Origin of the sequence: Lentimicrobium saccharophilum (assembly GCF_001192835.1) — a bacterium.
Classification (GTDB): domain Bacteria; phylum Bacteroidota; class Bacteroidia; order Bacteroidales; family Lentimicrobiaceae; genus Lentimicrobium; species Lentimicrobium saccharophilum.
Genome location: NZ_DF968183.1, coordinates 711,664 through 729,177, shown reverse-complemented (window position 1 = coordinate 729,177; position 17,514 = coordinate 711,664). Strand labels below are relative to the sequence as shown.

General features: G+C 45.6%; 9 protein-coding genes. 4 read left to right on the top strand and 5 right to left on the bottom strand.

What is annotated here, in order from left to right; genetic code table 11:
* Positions 1-199: 199 nt before the first annotated feature.
* Positions 200-1,027 (top strand): mechanosensitive ion channel family protein, encoded by an 828-nt coding sequence (locus tag TBC1_RS14860; RefSeq protein WP_062044629.1) that lies wholly within the window; start codon positions 200-202, stop codon positions 1,025-1,027.
* A gap of 190 nt (positions 1,028-1,217) precedes the next feature.
* On the opposite strand, the gene gcvP is transcribed toward TBC1_RS14860, so the two are convergent.
* Positions 1,218-4,115: an aminomethyl-transferring glycine dehydrogenase gene (gene gcvP, locus TBC1_RS14855; RefSeq protein WP_062045625.1), complete on the bottom strand. Its 2,898-nt coding sequence runs from the start codon at positions 4,113-4,115 to the stop codon at positions 1,218-1,220.
* 487 nt (positions 4,116-4,602) lie between these two features.
* On the opposite strand from gcvP, the gene TBC1_RS14850 reads away from it, so the two are divergent.
* Positions 4,603-5,391, top strand: a complete 789-nt coding sequence (locus tag TBC1_RS14850) for a hypothetical protein (protein WP_062044627.1) — start codon at positions 4,603-4,605, stop codon at positions 5,389-5,391.
* A 71-nt stretch (positions 5,392-5,462) separates the two neighbouring features.
* Here the strand turns inward: TBC1_RS14850 and TBC1_RS14845 are convergent, their stop codons facing one another.
* Positions 5,463-7,847, bottom strand: coding sequence for a sodium-translocating pyrophosphatase (locus TBC1_RS14845; RefSeq protein WP_062044625.1), 2,385 nt, complete (start codon positions 7,845-7,847; stop codon positions 5,463-5,465).
* A gap of 582 nt (positions 7,848-8,429) precedes the next feature.
* Here TBC1_RS14845 and TBC1_RS14835 point away from each other — a divergent pair.
* Together TBC1_RS14835 and TBC1_RS14830 are read left to right on the top strand one after the other, a co-directional pair.
* Complete coding sequence (locus TBC1_RS14835; RefSeq protein ID WP_062045623.1) at positions 8,430-9,020, top strand: bifunctional nuclease family protein; 591 nt, start codon at positions 8,430-8,432, stop codon at positions 9,018-9,020.
* A 37-nt stretch (positions 9,021-9,057) separates the two neighbouring features.
* Complete coding sequence (locus tag TBC1_RS14830) at positions 9,058-10,524, top strand: NupC/NupG family nucleoside CNT transporter (protein WP_082189655.1); 1,467 nt, start codon at positions 9,058-9,060, stop codon at positions 10,522-10,524.
* Positions 10,525-10,687: 163 nt separating this feature from the next.
* Here TBC1_RS14830 and TBC1_RS14825 read toward each other — a convergent pair whose 3' ends face one another.
* The 3 genes from TBC1_RS14825 to TBC1_RS14815 form a co-directional block, all read right to left on the bottom strand.
* Positions 10,688-11,128 (bottom strand): hypothetical protein, encoded by a 441-nt coding sequence (locus tag TBC1_RS14825; RefSeq protein WP_137305768.1) that lies wholly within the window; start codon positions 11,126-11,128, stop codon positions 10,688-10,690.
* A 224-nt stretch (positions 11,129-11,352) separates the two neighbouring features.
* On the bottom strand, positions 11,353-12,876 hold the full coding sequence (locus tag TBC1_RS14820) for a T9SS type A sorting domain-containing protein (RefSeq protein ID WP_062044619.1): 1,524 nt from the start codon (positions 12,874-12,876) through the stop codon (positions 11,353-11,355).
* Between the two features lie 85 nt (positions 12,877-12,961).
* On the bottom strand, positions 12,962-17,371 hold the full coding sequence (locus TBC1_RS14815) for a translocation/assembly module TamB domain-containing protein (protein WP_062044617.1): 4,410 nt from the start codon (positions 17,369-17,371) through the stop codon (positions 12,962-12,964).
* Positions 17,372-17,514 lie beyond the last annotated feature (143 nt).

Genomic DNA, 17,514 nt, shown 5'->3' with positions numbered 1-17,514 from the left:
CGTATCTTTGCAGGGTTACCTTAAAGAATTTGGCAGTTATACTGCTCCATGACTGGTGACATGCAGGCCCTGAAGCGTTCAGCTTTAATATTTTATCACCCTGGATTTTTTCGATTATCCACCGGGCTGCAACTTAAATCATTATTCAATTTCCGTTGTCTGATAATTCAGCACAACAACAGCTTAATCAAACATTATTATGGAAAAACTGACTGAACTTGTACCTTCTTCGGGTGAATTGTATTCACTTATCATGACTTATGGAGGCAAACTATTGCTTGCATTGATCACACTGGTTATCGGACTCTGGCTGATCGGCAGGTTGAAACGCGTGTTGAGGAAAGTATTTGAAATGCGTGCTTATGAGCAAACCCTTCAGCAATTTCTCTTGCAGTTGATTTCTGTTACACTGAAAATTTTGTTGCTGATCAGTGTGATTTCGATGATCGGGGTTCAGATGACATCATTTATTGCCCTTTTGGGAGCTGCCGGTCTTGCATTTGGAATGGCCCTTTCGGGAACCCTGCAGAATTTTGCAGGTGGCGTGATGCTGCTCATTTTAAAACCTTTCAAAGTCGGTGATTATATTGAAGCGCAGAACTATGCAGGGACTGTGGAGGAGATTCAGATATTCCATACCATCCTGCATACGCCGGATAAAAAGACAATCATCATTCCGAACGGACCGTTGAGCAATGGTTCTGCTGTCAACTATTCCACTTCTCCCTTGCGCAGGGTCGACTGGACATTCGGGATCGGTTATACGGATAATATCGACAAAGCCAAAGAACTGATCTTGGATTTATTACAGCGTGATCAGCGGATTCTGCAGGATCCCGCTCCATTCACCGGCGTTATATCACTGGGGGATAGTTCTGTAAATATTGTAACCCGCGCCTGGGTGAATTCCGGGAATTACTGGGATGTATTTTTTGAGATCAACGAACTGGTAAAGAAAACTTTTGACGCTCAGGGCGTCTCCATACCTTTTCCGCAAAGGGATGTACATATTATTCAGGCGAAATGATCTTAATGCTTAGCCTGCTGCCTGGGTTATAAAGAAATTTAAATGATCCGGGCAAAGCGTCTGATAATACCAAGAAAGGCCATTCCATTGCGGTTTGGCCTTTCTTTTTATTATGAATCTTACCTTCTCCGGAAGACTCCTGCCTGCCATTCAGCAAGCAGTCCCGGTAAGGAAACCTGTATTTCCGGTATTAGCCGGCCTTCTCTTCATAAGCCGATACCGGAGCGCAGGTGCAAACAAGGTTACGGTCACCGTATGCGTCATCGATTCTGGTTACTGAGGGCCAGTATTTGTCAGTGATATCGCATGGAGCCGGGTAAGCCGCTTTTTCACGGGAGTAGGGAAGTGTCCAGTTGTCGGTGGTGACCATGCACAGGGTATGGGGCGCTTTTTTGATTACATTCACCTGGCGGTCGGCTTTGCCTTCAATGATTTCATTAATTTCCTTACGGATACCAATCATCGCGGTAACAAAGCGGTCGAGTTCTTCCAGCGGTTCACTTTCGGTAGGCTCAACCATCAGGGTGCCATGCACGGGGAATGCCACTGTCGGGGCGTGGAATCCATAGTCCATCAGGCGTTTGGCCAGGTCAATCACCTGCAGGTCAGCGGTTTTGCTGAACTCATTGCAGTCGAGGATCATTTCATGGGCTACGCGGCCGTTTTTGCCGGTGTAAAGGATCTTATAATGCTCTTCCAGTCTTACTTTCAGATAATTGGCATTCAGGATGGCCAGTTTGGTGGCTTCGGTTAAACCTTCTCCGCCCAATAGCTTAATGTATCCGTATGAAATGGGCAGGATGGAAGCGCTTCCGAATGGAGCAGCAGCAACTGCAGTGATGGGCGTTTCTCCGCCTGTTTTAACAAGCGCATGCCCTGGCAGGAATGGCTTCAGATGTCTGGCAACGCCTATGGGGCCAACACCGGGGCCACCGCCACCGTGCGGGATGGCAAAGGTCTTATGGAGGTTAAGATGACAGACATCCGCGCCGATGTAACCCGGACTGGTCAGGCCTACCTGGGCATTCATATTGGCGCCGTCCATGTAGACCTGTCCTCCGTTTTCGTGCACGATGCGGATCAGATCCAGGATTCCTTCTTCAAAAACCCCATGGGTGGATGGATAGGTAACCATACATGCCGAAAGGGTGTCTTTGTATTTTTCTGCCTTCTCCTTCAGGTCATTGAGATCGATATTGCCGTTCTGATCGGTCTTAATCACAACCACTGTCATACCGGCCATGGCAGCGCTGGCAGGATTGGTGCCGTGGGCGGAGGCCGGAATCAGGCAGACATTGCGGTGACCTTCGCCGCGGCTGATATGGTAAGCGCGGATTACAAGCAGTCCCGTATATTCACCGGCAGCGCCTGAATTGGGCTGGAACGACATGGCGGCAAAACCGGTGATTTCACAAAGCGCTTTTTCCAGATCGCGGATCATGAGGTGGTATCCTTCCACCTGCTCTTCCGGGACAAAAGGATGAATGCTGTTGAATTCGGGCCAGCTGAGGGCGAACAATTCAGCGGCTGCATTCAGTTTCATGGTGCACGACCCCAGAGGAATCATCGAACGGTTGAGCGAAAGGTCTTTTCCCTCCAGCTTTTTGATGAAACGCATCATGCCCGTTTCGGAGTGATAGCTGTTGAAGACCTTTTCCTGCAGATAAGCTGAATTCCTTCTGAATTGATCCGGAATAGTTTTTATACGGCAGCACTCCTCCGGAATGCAAATATATTCGTTGAACTGTTTTTTAGCCGCTGAAGCAAAAATATTTACCAGTGTGTTGACATCTTCGAGGTTGGTGGTTTCATCAATACTGATGCCAATTTCCCTTTCACTGATGTACCTGAAATTAACTTCATTTTCAAGTGCAAGTTTCCTGAATTCAGCCATTCTTACCGTATCAGGAATCTGAATCCTTACGGTGTCGAAATAGGTGCTGTTAAGTTGTGTATAGCCGTATTTCAAAACTTCGGTAGCAAGAACGCCGGTGAGGATATTTATTCTTTCCGCTATTTGTTTTATCCCTTGCGGACCGTGATATACGGCATACATTGCACTCATAATGGCAAGCAATGCCTGGGCGGTACAGATATTTGAGGTGGCGCGTTCGCGTTTGATGTGCTGCTCACGGGTCTGCAATGCCATTCGCAGCGCGCGGTTGCCTTGCGCATCAAGAGAAACGCCAATGATGCGGCCGGGAATATTGCGTTTAAATTCCTCGCGGGTGGCAAAAAATCCGGCATGCGGACCGCCGAAACCCATAGGGAGGCCAAACCGCTGGTTGGAACCTACAACTACATCGGCTCCCCATTCACCCGGAGGGGTGAGCAGCGCAAGGCTCATCAGATCGGCTGCTACAGCTACCATAATGCCGTTTTCATGGGCTTTGGCAACGAACGAACTGTAATCGTGGATTTCACCTGCTTCGTCAGGATATTGTACAATCGCACCAAACCAGGTGCTGTCAAAACCGATGTTCTGCCAGTTTCCGGTTTCCACTTTTATGCCGAGAGGTTCAGCACGGGTAATCAGTATATCAATGGTCTGGGGGAAGAGCTTGTCTGAAACAAAGAAGCGGTTGGCGCCTGCTTTCACTGCCTCGCGCGAACGTGAATTATAAAGCATGATCATGGCTTCTGCCGCTGAGGTGCCTTCATCAAGCAGGGAGGCGTTGGCAAGCGGGAGTCCTGTAAGGTCGCTGATCATAGTCTGATAAATCAGCAGCGCTTCAAGCCGTCCCTGTGAAATTTCTGCCTGGTATGGAGTATAAGAGGTATACCATCCGGGATTTTCCAGAATGTTGCGCTGGATAACGCCCGGGGTAATGGTGTTGTAATAACCTGATCCAATATATGATTTAAACAGCTTGTTTTTTGATCCTAAATTTTTCAGGTGAGTAAGATATTCATATTCATTCAGTGCCGGAGGCAGATTCAGTGGCTTCCTCAACCGGATGGCGGATGGAACGGTTTCATCGATCAATGCGTCGAGGCTCGAAGCGCCAATGGTTTTAAGCATTCCGGCAATCTCGTTTGCCCTGGGGCCGTTATGTCGGTTGATAAAGTTGTTGGTGAGTTTTGACATGGAGTTGAATATTTTGAAAAACGGTTGAAAGTGCTGCAAAAATGTGCGGCAAAGATAAAGATTATCATATACCCTGAAAAATTTCAAATGTAAAGTTTTGAACTTGTATAAGGTTGATATACAAATATATGACTGTTTTTGTATTTGTATTTCAGAAATACATGCCAGGGGTTATATCCCTCAGTTGATAATCGGAAATGAAGCATAACTAAACCGGAGATTCTCATTTCACTCCGGGAAGAACAATTGCATGGTGTTCATCGTATTTATATAACCATTGATAATATTCATTTTTTACCAATCATAACCGGAAGTCAGGCGTCGCCGTTTTCGAGATTTCCGGGATCAGCTGATACGGCAGACTGCAGAGCCCGTAAATGGCAAAGCCTCTTATGCCGGCCTGCTGTTCCGGATGTTGAATCTTTCAGGAAACGGTAATTTGTATTTAAAAAAATCTTAGGTTTGTAATGTAAAACCAGAGATAACTATGAGCTACAAGCGTTACCTTTATCTGTCCATGACCCCGGAGGCCCTGATCTCTTCGATGCTGCCTCCCGAAGAGTTTGGCGTTTATTATGCGGTGGGAACCAACAAACGGACCTCAGGCCAGGCGTTGTTTTTTGAGATCGACCCTGATTTTAAAAGCGATTATTTTAATATGGGGAGCATTGAAACGCGTTGTGTTCCGCATGTTGACGGTAAACCCAAACGTTCGGTCTATCTCTCTACTTACCGGGTGCTTGAGAATATTCCGCTCAGCGCGTTCCGTAACCTTTACCTGACCACTGCCGACGGCAAGGTGCTTGAACTGACGCCATCGGAATATGTGCCCGAAGAGAAGCCGATACTTCATCTTTACCAGCAGTTATGTCCCGTTACCCCGCGTGTGGTGAGTAAACTTTCACCTCCTAAATTCACCGAATGGGTTACTGACCAGCATAATCCGATTTATTTCCCAAAAATTGTTTTTGTTGAGCTGATACTGAACCGTTTGGCCGAGGACCCGCTGACCGCTCCGGTTGGCAACCTGCCTTACGCCAATAAAGACCACCTGCGCGATTGCCTGATCGGCCTGCACATGGGCTATGAAAAGCCTACCAAGACCGTTAACAGGTTCTATCAGGGCGATGTGCTTTATCGAACTGTTAAGAACGGATTTTTTGTCGGTGCCAAAGACGGGTATATTTTCTACAAGTTTCCTGAAACGGATGAACTTCAGAAACTTTATTATCCCTGGTGGAGGTCGGCCCTCAATCTCGAGTTTCCCGAAAAATAGAATAAATTGGCATTAAAAAATAAACCCGGTTAGTCAAAAGGCTAACCGGGTTTTTAATATACGGGGGCCAGCTATTTTTTGATGCGCATTCCATAAAATGAGCGGTAAACAAAGAATAATCCGATCACCAGAAATATGAAGCCAATGAGCGGTGACCAGTCGGTAGCACCTGCGGTTTTGGCCTGTTGGCTCATTTTAACAGCAATTTCTACGGCCAGCAAACCAAAAAGGGTTGAGAATTTGATGATAGGGTTAAGCGCAACGGAAGAGGTGTCTTTATAAGGATCACCAACCGTGTCGCCGACAACGGTAGCTTCGTGCAAGGGCGTGCCCTTTTCTTTCAGGTCCACTTCAACCACTTTTTTGGCGTTGTCCCACGAACCTCCTGCATTTGCCATATACATTGCCTGGAAAAGTCCGAAAACAGCTATTGAAATCAGGTAGGCGACGAAAAAATTAGGATCGAAGAAGGCGAAGGCCAGCGTCAGTGAGAAGATTACCCCGAAAATATTCCACATGCCCGACTGCGCATATTGTGTACAAATCTTAACTACGGCTTTCGAGTCTTCAATGTCGGCTTCATCCTTATCGAGCTTAATATTTCTTTTGATAAACTCGACAGCCCGGTATGCACCAGTAGTAACGGCCTGGATGGAAGCACCCGAGAACCAGAAAACCACTGCGCCTCCGGCAATGAATCCAAGGATAACCGGCGCATCGGTCAGGCTGAGTTTAAGCAATCCAAGCTGGTCGAGCAGCAGGATAATGGCAAAGATCATGGTAGTGGCACCTATAACGGCAGTACCTATCAGCACAGGCTTGGCAGTGGCTTTAAAGGTATTTCCGGCTGAGTCGTTGGCTTCGAGGTAATGTTTGCCCCTGCTGAAGTCAGGTTCAAATCCGAAATCGCTTTTAATTTCACTGCTGATGCCCTGAATTTTTTCAATCTGGGAAAGTTCGAATACTGATTGTGCGTTATCGGTAACCGGTCCGTAGCTGTCAACAGCAATGGTAACCGGGCCCATTCCCAGAAATCCGAAGGCGACAAGGCCAAAGGAAAAGATGGCAGGGTAGTTCATGATCTGATCCAGCCCCATATTGGATATGGCAAAAGCTCCGGCCATCAGTCCCATAATCACCATCCCTTTCCAGAAGGCACTGAAATTTCCGGCAACCATTCCTGAAAGAATGGTCAGGGAAGCGCCACCTTCGCGTGATGCAGTGACGATTTCGTTCACATGCCGCGATTTTGAACTGGTAAAAGCCTTGGTAAATTCGGGGATAATTGCAGCAGCCAGTGTTCCGAAGCTGATGATGGTTGCCAGTTTCCACCAAAGTCCTGAACCTGCGTTCAGATCGCCGATCAGCAGATAACTTACAATATAGGTAACAATGATGGAGACGATGGAAGTAATCCAAACCAGCGAAGTCAGAGGTGCTTCAAAGTCAAAATCGTTTTTGTTTTCGTAGCGTGATACCGAGAACGCCTGGTTAACCTGATAGGAGAATATGGAAGTAAAGACCATCAGGATGCGCATGGCAAATATCCATACGATCAGGGTGCTCTGAAAGTCAATGCCCATGGCAAGAACTATAAATGAGATCAGGGCAACGCCTGTAACGCCGTAGGTTTCAAATCCGTCGGCAGTCGGGCCTACACTGTCGCCTGCATTGTCACCAACACAGTCAGCAATCACTCCGGGGTTGCGGGGGTCGTCTTCACCGATGGCAAACACGATTTTCATCAGGTCGGAGCCGATATCAGCGATCTTGGTAAAAATGCCTCCTGCGATACGCAGTGCCGAAGCTCCAAGCGACTCTCCAATGGCGAATCCAACAAAGCACGCACCGGCGCTCTCACCGGGTACAAAAAGCAGAATGATAAGCATCATGATCAGCTCGACAGTAATCAGCAATACGCCTACACTCATTCCGGCCTGAAGCGGGATAGAAACCACATTCCAGGGCTTTGACTTAAGGGCAGCAAATGAAGTTCGGCTGTTGGCAAGGGTGTTTATGCGAATGCCGAACCAGGCAACACCGTAAGATCCGAGGATACCCAGTATTGACCAAAGGAGAACCAGCATAACTTTGCTGAATTCCATGTGATTGAGGCCAAAGAAATAATAGAAAATGGCAGCTCCGATAATAGCAAAAAGTATGACCAGGAATTTCCCCTGCTGATAAAGGTAAGTTTTGCAGGTTTGATAAATAACTTCTGATACTGCCAGCATGGATTTATGCGCAGGCAGCTTTTTGATCCTCATAAATTGCCAGAGCCCGAAACCCATGCCCAGGGCGATGATAAATATACCCCAGGCCAGCAATGTATGGCCATTCATGCCGAATTTCTGGAAATAGCTGTTGCTGAGATCAGGAATAGGCAGGTCTGCTTCACTGGCCATAGTAAGCACCGGGAGTAGGGTGGACGCCAGTATAATGCTGAGTTTCTTCATAAAATGGTATTGGTTAATGCTGATTGGGTTGGTTTTTATTTTACAAATATAGAGAAGTAAATATTAAATATTAGCGATCAAAATTATGTTTTTTCTATGCAAGTCACTGTAATCAGGGTATTTTCGACCTGCTTTCATGATGAGTATATGTGCTTAATGGTTCATTTTCCGTTATTTCCGCAATCGATTGCAGGAATCAGGCCTGCTGATTTTTTTTACAAAACCCCAAGCCAATCCGGAACTGTCCGGATACTTGTCGGTGTAAAAATTATCAATTCCCCGGTTATATATGCTATCCTGATCTCCGCACCAAGATCTGTGGTGATGTTTTCCCCGGATGATCATGTCAGGTATCCGTATTTTCCGGTTACCCGGGCACTATTGCTGAATTTTACACTAAAGGAAAAGGAAAGCTATAAGGTTTCTGAATGACATAAATGCTTCATAACGTGAAATTTCCGGAATACATTTATATGAAGTGCGCATGAGCGGAATGTATATAACATTTTATTATGGCGATCATTGCTTGATAAAAACTTATATTTCCTATTTTTATCAGCCAAAAACGAACAAAATTACGGGATGGAAAAGATTGCGCTGAAGTTATTGGGAATGATCAACAGCCAGTCGCAGAGTGGTGCGTATACGCTGATTCTGGGAGAGACAGAGGGGAAGAGGCGGCTCCCGATCCTGATTAATGGGTTTGAAGCTCAGGCTATATTGTTTCACATCGAACAAATAAAGATTCCACGCCCATTGACGCATGACCTTTTCAAAAATTTCGCCGACACTTTTGGTATCTCTTTTCGCGAAGTGATTATCAGCAAATTTGCACAGGGGATATTTTATGGTACGCTGGTTTGTGAAGATGCCTCCGGCATTAAAGAAATAGATTCCCGTACTTCTGACGCCATAGCCCTGGCCGTGCGTTTTAACTGCCCCATCTTCACTTATGAAGCGGTGCTGGAAGCAGCCGGCGTTTCAATAGAGGAGGAGCCGGATATTGATGACCTGGCAACCGGCGGCATCGGAAGTCAGCCTGAAGGTTATGATTATGATAAATTCACTGTTGAAGAGCTTGAGGAGATGATGAATGAAGCCATAGAAAAAGAAGATTACGAGCGCGCTTCCCAGCTCAGGGATATCATCAACAGAAGAAAGCCCGGAAAATAAACTTCAACTTCTTATATTAACTACACGACATTCCAAAATGCGCAAAAGATTATTATTACTGGCTTTAGTCGCAGCGGTAATGCTGCCGGCTTCAATAATCAGTGCCCGGTCATTAACCGCCGATACCCTTGTTACTGCTGACAGTGTTGTTGTTCAGCAAACGGAAACTGCTGCTGTTGCAGTTCAGAAAGTGGTGGAGCCTGGCAATGGAATTACATTAACCGGACTCCTTCGGGGGTTGCTGGGAATGATTACCCTCATTGCAGTAGCCTGGCTTTTCAGTACAGACCGCAGGGCGGTATCCTGGAAAATAGTAGGAATCGGATTGCTGATTCAGGTGGCTCTGGCGCTCAGCATTTTGCATGTACCTCCTGTGCGGGCTGTCTTTGAATTTGTTGGACAGATTTTTGTAAAGATACTTGATTTTACAAAAGCGGGAAGTGAGTTTCTGCTGGGCGGCCTGATGGACGCAAATACCTACGGTTTTATTTTTGCATTCCAGGTCCTTCCGACGATTATTTTCTTCTCCGCCCTCACCAGCCTGCTTTTTTATATGGGCGTTATCCAGAAGATTGTTTACGCCCTGGCCTGGCTGATGACTAAAGCCTTGAAATTATCGGGCGCCGAAAGCCTTTCGGTAGCCGGAAATATTTTCCTGGGGCAAACGGAATCTCCGCTGATGATTAAAGCCTATCTCGAAAAAATGAACCGCTCCGAAATCCTGCTTGTTATGATTGGCGGTATGGCAACCCTGGCCGGTGGCGTACTGGCAGCCTATATCAGCTTCCTTGGTGGCACCGACCCCGTGCAGCGATTGCTTTTTGCCAAGCATTTGCTTGCAGCATCCGCGATGGCAGCGCCGGGTGCGGTTATTATCTCCAAGATTCTGGTGCCACAGAAAGAGCCCATCAACAGTACCATTGAAATTACCAAAGACAAAGTGGGCAGCAATGTGCTCGATGCCATCTCGAACGGGACTACTGAAGGGTTGAAACTGGCCGTAAATGTGGCTGCCATGCTGCTTGTTTTTATTGCATTTATCGCTTTCGCCAATTTTATCCTGATAAAGCTTGGAGGGTGGTTGCAACTGAATCCAATGATAGAATCCGCTACCAGCGGGAAGTACACGGAGTTATCGCTTCAGGTATTGTTGGGATACCTCTTTGCACCGCTGATGTGGCTGATCGGGGTAAATTCATCCGATGTCCTTATGCTGGGGCAGCTGCTCGGAGAAAAAGTCATCATGACTGAGTTTATAGGTTATGTCAGTCTTGCCGACCTGAAAGAAACTGCCCGGTTGACCAACCCCAAGAGTATCATTATGGCCACCTATATGCTTTGCGGATTTGCCAATTTTGCATCCATCGGCATTCAGATCGGGGGAATCGGCTCTCTGGCGCCGGGTAAAAGGGTATTGCTGTCGGAATTTGGTATGCGGGCGCTTCTCGGAGGTACACTGGCCTCTTTGCTGTCGGCTACCATCATCGGGATCATTCTGGGATAAACAACTCCTTAAAAACAGTTAGGGGCTGCTTTCGGGCAGCCCCTTTAGTATTCCGAGTTATTTCAGGTTAATTAGATCTTTTAGTTTATTGCCAGATCCAGTTTAAGCATTGGTCATTTGATGGCCTGTGCTTGAATTCTATGCGATGAATGATGCCTGCTTGTTAATGATTTGATGTGTGCCGGTATCTCTCGCAGTTTAATATTCTTGCGGCAATTCGTTTAGTGTCAAAAGGAATATCGTTGACGTATGTTTCATTCTCATATTTTATTCCACTGGCATCAAGCGGTCTAAAACGGGATGCTATTGCTTCGGTGCTGAAAGGGATGTCATTGACGCTGTTCTCTGTTTCAGGACGCACAACCACTGAAGTAAAATATGCCGCACTCACTTTTAGGGTATTGAAAGGGATATCGTCCACATAGGATTCCGGTTCGGGCAAAGGTAAATTGAGGTACAGCCAGGGCAGTGAACCTGCAGTGTCGGTTCCGGTTGAAAGGTTTAATCCGTTAAAAGGAAAAGTTGACGAATTGCCTGCCATTGTAGGGTTAATCACTAGAAAAGACAGCATAACGAAAGATATGGTGCAAAGTTTTGTTTTCATGGCAATAGGTTTTTGAAGACTGGTGTTTGGTATCTTCTATTATGCTAAAAGTGTGCCATAGGTCATAATATATTGTTATACAGTACTTTATATAGGGCAGTTCTAATGTTTTAATGTGAAGGTGTACGATTCCGGATAGTTTTTGTGCAGAAGCGTACAAAAAATCCCGGGCAATTGACATTACCCGGGATTTTTCAGAACTATTGTAAATAATTGAGAACCAATCATTGTTTCAGAAATCTCGCAACGCCTTTCCGCTCTGCGTCAGATATCAGAATCAGGTAGTTGCCCGGCTTGACTGAACGGACATCCAGTTCAATTCTTCCCGGATTGTGCATGCCCGGATAGCTTCTGATGATTTTACCCTCAGTTGTCGCAATTGAACAACTTACTGAAGCAGAGAATCCCTTGGTGTCGAGATAAATCGTTTGTGTAGCCGGGTTTGGATAAAGGTTGATGGATTGATTCCCTTTTTCTGAGATTCCACCGCAAATATAAAAGCCTATGATGATTTCATCAGATCCTGAACAGCTTTCCGTTTCATATTCAACCCTGAGGGTTATGGTATTCAGCCCGATTCCTGTTGAATCAAGCACAAACTTCGTTTCTTCGGAGGCCAGCACACCATCCAGATACCAGCGGACCGATCCGTAAGCGTCCCCTGCATCAAATCCTATGGAAGATTCAGCACAAATCAGGGTGTCGGCACCGAGCGTAAAATGTTCAAAAGGGATTACGGTAAGTTCAATGGTGCCAATCCCGGTTTGTTGTTGTGAATCAGTTACCAAAACGACATAGGTGGTCGATTCAGCCGGTGAAACCCTGATTGAGTCAGTTTGTTCGCCGGTGCTCCATTGATAGGTATAAGGAGGAAAGCCACCGCTGACTTTGACATTCAGGGTCACGGAATCGCCTTTACAAACGGTGGTATCCTGTACGATAACAACCAGTGGGTTGAAATTCTGGATATGGTCCCTGTACCTTGCGGTCATCAGGGGGCCTTCCTGGGTAATTGTAAGCAGTGGAATGGCCTGTCCGTTGCCAAGCCATTGATATTCAATGTAATTTCTTACCAACGGGAAGCCGGTTTGGATGGAATCCAGATATAGGCTGTCGCGCTCATAAATCGTGGATTTCACGCGTAGTGCTTCAAAAGTGCCATAAGGGGTGGTAACGTTACCCCAACCGTCTACCTGATTTACCCGTTTTCTTTCAATGCTGAAGTAACCTATGCCGGGTAAGCCAAGACTGTAGTTTGAAATACTGGAGTCGGCAGGTGAATTGTATTGGAGCGGAAAAGTATACAACAACTCAGCCTGGTCGAATTTCATGGGTACAGGTATGCCCATAATGGTGGCGGCATAACCGGGACGGGTATAACTGCCGGTAGTGGCCCGGTAATAGACATAAGCGTCGGTTATATCAAATCCCGGTACAAAATCAATATCGGTAACAGGAGAAGCCAGGTTGGCCACATTCTGGTTAAAGACGATCTGATACAGAAATGGCGTGGTATTGATGCTTACATATTCTTCCACCGTTTGGTTTACCGGCTCCAGCGAAGAAAAGTCCCATGTGTAGGCGGGGCCGGTGAGCGTTGGATCAATGCCCGGAAGATTCGTGGCTGTGCTTACACGGATGGTGTCGCCTATGACAGGCATATCATTCCGGGTTATGGTAATCTGGGCGTGCGTTTGAATCTGAATTATCAGAAACATTGCTGTAAATGAACCGAAAAGCGTTTTCATGGTCTGTGTTTTAGATTGGCAAAAAAATGCCTCTGAATATTTAAACAAGTTTTATCAGGAAATTGCGCTAAAATAAATGAATACTTCATGATTTTGAATCATTGCCCGTTTTGGGTTGTTTTTTCCGTTGACGGCGGAATAACTCTGAAAACCGGTCGAATTCGTATCTGTAATAGATGCCGACCCCTTGTTTGTAGTTCGCATTGTATGAAGTGATCTCAAATGGATTGTTGGATTTATTATATGCTTTCACCCTGAATCGTCCGTCGCGGGTTATTTTAACATCAATTACCACATCTCCGATGATATTATTGGTGTTCTGGGTGGTTCCGGAGGTCATTACACCAAGGTTGCCGTCAATGGTTACCCGGTCATCGAAGAGATGTGTCGAAAGGGCGACTTCAAGGGCTTCTGATGACAATGCATCTCCTGTGCGATAGTTAACACCAATATCCACATCTTTGCTGATCTGTGAAAGCATGTTGCTCAACTGGTTTGTCAGTATTTCAATGGAGGAAGATCCCACGCTCCCGGCCAGACCGGCATTTCCGGTAAAACTGAATGATTTCAGCAGCAGAAGGGAAACCATTTGCTGGGTCATTCCTACTTCATTCGTGGTATCTATAGCAGCAAACACACTCTGTCGCAGCGATTCCTCTGCATCCGGCAGGCGGATACTGAATCCGATATCCGGATTGTAAAGATTATTTTTCAGATGGATGATGCAATCAACCGGGATGGAGCGGTTGGCGTATTCAGGGATTGACGCCAGTTCAGGAATCCCTTTTAAGGAAGCACGTAATTTGTAAACGGCTTTTACATTCAGGTCAGCCTCATAAGGACTGCCGTTGAATGAGATTTTGCTGCCCTGATCAATTGAAAATACCCTGTTGAGGATATTTTGAAGTGTAAACAGAAATGTTCCGCTTTCAATGATGTAATCGCCGAACATGGTGATGTCTCCGCGTGTATCAATGCCCATTTGTAACTGGCCATTGCCATTAGCCTTTATATTTCCGATGTTGTCGGGCAGGAAGAGCTGAATGTTGGCGTCTTTTGTTACATTAAGAAACATATCAAGGTTAACGCCGGAGGTAACCGGCTCAAACAGCGCAGGCTTCAGATGCTCGTCTTCATTGTCTACAAACCTGATATATGCATTCTCAGTTGCATCCACATTCAGGTTAATAGGGATGTAAATGTTGGTTTCTTTATCGGATTTCACGCGGATGTTCATTCTTAGGTCATCAAACGGCCCCCTGATACTGACATTTCCGGTAGCAAATGCAGATCCGTAAAAAAGTTCGTTGTCTTTTGAAGTTGTATTCAGCCCTGCAAGGTTATTGGCCATCACTGTCATATCCATGACCATATCCCTGAAATAGTTATGGCTGAGACTGAAGTTCAGCAAACCTGTATTTCCGAGTGAATCATAAACCATTACATTGGTGGCACTGATCAGCTCAGGGGTAACTTCAACCTTATCAGCAAGAGAATAGGTAACATTCAGGTAATCTATTTTCATCTGCGTCCTCATAAGCTGCAGGTTCCCGGAAAAAGCCGGCTGATTGTAGGTGCCTTCCATTTTCAGGTCACCACTGGCATATCCTTTGAGGTTTGAGGCAAATCCCTTCAGAAAGGGATTAAGCGTGGCCAGATTATAGTTGAGTGTTGTAATGTCGAGGTCAAAATTCTGTGGAGCTTCCTCGTCGGTATAAATAAATCCTTTGATCGAAACCGGGGTGTGCGTGCTGATGTTACCCTTGTATATTATTCCGACATCAATATCCAGTCCCGACCTGTCATTATCCCAGCGGGTCTTCACCCTGGCATCCCCCAGTATTTCCTTGTTGAAAGCAAAATTTTTAACGGTCATATCTGCCTGGAGCTTCCTGGTCTTGTATAAATCATTCGCGGAAAGGGATCCGCTGAGTATTCCGTCAAAGTCGACGTTGTCAATATTTAACAGAAGGTCAGCATTTGAAATATCAAATCTTTCGAATTTTACGGATAGCAAATCTGAAGAATTTTCTGACACTTTGCCTGCGACCGTTAATTCCTGGTTTAATCCTTTGATTTTAAGATTATTAATATAAATTGATGTACTATCAATAATAATATCCCCATCTTGTCTGGCTGTGAAAGTGGAATCGTTAATGATAAAATCGGCTCTTGTTATGCCTGACCTGATCACCGGCTGATCATTAAAAGTGAAATATCCGCTTATGTCTCCACGGTTAAGGATATCCCTGTTTTTATTCCCCCAGTTAAAGTTGTATGTTATACTGTCACCGCGCATTGCAGCGTTAAAACTGAAATTGTCAATACCCAGCGCCTGGTCGTTTTCTTCATCCTGTTCCTTGAATACAATAGATGACATGCCGGTGGTTAATTCCAGTGAATTTCCGGTATTCTGCCCCCTGATCGTCCAGTTATGAAATTTAATGCCATTATATTCAAAGAGATCGGTCTGTCCATTTAACAAAATAGTCCTCGATGTTGAATTGTAACTTCCAAAAAGGTAAGCGGTTGAATGTAGTTTCAGGTTGGGTAGAAACAGTTCTGTAAGGTGACTGACGTCCTTTACCACAACATAGTAATCAAAAAGCTGTTCATGGCTCACTATCCGGTCCATTTTCGGATAAGGCCGGAATGAAGGCAGGTAAGTATTTACGATGTTCAGCAGGGAGGAATAGAAGTCCGAAAATGTAAATTTTCCGCTGAAGTCAGCGCTGGCAAAATCAGAATCGAGACTCAGGGTTTTAAGGCCAGGTCCGTAAGCGAATGTTTTCAGTTCAATTTTGTTTACCGGATAATAATTGCCCGCCTCTTTATAAAGGGTATTGTAAAAATTCAGATTTCCAAGCAGGTTGTCAATATTTGATCCGGTGAAGTTCAGACTCATGGTAGTGCTGAGCGATGCAGAGGAATCCCTTTCCCACAGGTTAAGCCTGCTCAGGTAGGCATCTTTAACCTCTGAAATAAAATTAAATCGCGGAATTGAATCTGAAAGATCAACCAGCCCGTTGAAATCCAGGTCAATCAATTCATCTCTCAGCGTAAGCTGGCCGTTAAATTCCCTGTTCAGGAACTGTCCGTTCAGCCTGATGTCATTAAATTCATTTCCAAGTATCTGGATGCGTTGTACATCACCTGCCAGGGTGGCACTGATTTCTTTTTGCCGGCTGAACATTCCGTCAATTTCGGCACTCAGGTCAACAAGACCGAGATATTTTTCGGCTTTCACGCTTTTCCCCAGTTGCCATTCCGATAAAGTGAGGTGACCGTTGTATTGAATATGCTGGTCATTGCCGCTTTTCAGGCTCAGGTCGGTCTTTACCGTACCCGTTCCTGTCCTGAAGGTGGCCGCTGAAACAAAATCATTAATAAATCCCGTAAAATATCCCTTGATTCTGATATTGCCCAGATTGTTGACTATTTCCGGAATGCCGGCACTTGCCCCACCCGGAAGCCTGAATGCCTTAAGATCCTGATAATTAGTTTTAAAATCCCTGACATTAAGGTGAATAAATGTTTCGGATATATCCGGTAGGCCATCCATGGTGATGTTGCCCTCAAAGTATGTGTTTTCACGGTAACCGAACCTGAATTGCCTGGCTTTCAGCGAGGATACAGTCCCCATGACAAGTCCGTGAATCTTGAGGCTTTCATTGACTCCTGCCAGGGCTGGAGTGAAATAGCCGATGTCGCCCAACTGAATGGTGCTCCTGTCGAAAAGGCCGTGCATTTTCACGCTGTCAATGAAGTAGTTATAACTTCCGAACCCGGAATGCAGAAACTTCAAATCCACATTAATCTCGCTCCCCGGCGTTTTTATATGCAGTTGTCTGGCAACAATGGAATCTTTGCTGATCAGACAATTTGTAAAAAAATCATTCAATATGAATCCGGACTTTTCTTTCAGGCTGAGGCTGCGTATCTGGGCGGTGATACTGTCAGGAAAAATCGCCAGCCGGCGTATTTCCAGATTCAGGCCGGATAAAGAGATATGATTATAATCAATTCCTGAAGTAACAGTGTCTTTCAACCCGTTGTTGTAGGTGAATTGCGAACCGCTGATCCGTATTCCCGAAATACCCAGTTTCCATGGCCTGGCGGTGGTTTCCCGGGCAGCAGTATCGCTGCTGCTGAAATAGTCTGTTATAAAACTGTAATTCATCAGACTGTCGGAGGCGTATCGGGCAATGTTGATTTCCGCCTTGTCAAGACTAATTGCAGAAATAGCCAGAAACCGTCTTTTATGATCTATTTTTCCCGGGCGGACCTTTATGCGGGCTGCTTTCAGCAGGTTTTGGTTATGTCTGTCTTTAATCAGGACATCTTCGAGCACAACATTAAAAAACCATGAAATATCTATCGCGCCGATGCTGATTTTTGTGCCAAGTTCAGCCGAAAGATAATTCGCAGCTACCTGCACAAGCCTTGTCTGCACGTAAGATGTCCGGAATAACCCGTAGATGAAGGTAAGCGACATCAACAGGATGACAAGGGTGAGGGCTGATATTTGAAGTGTCTTTTTGATAACTTTGCAGCGTTAGAATTCACCTGTTGTTCCTACCGGTTCTGAAATGATTGATTATAACCTGCAAAGGTCATAAAAATCAGCTTACAGACTTA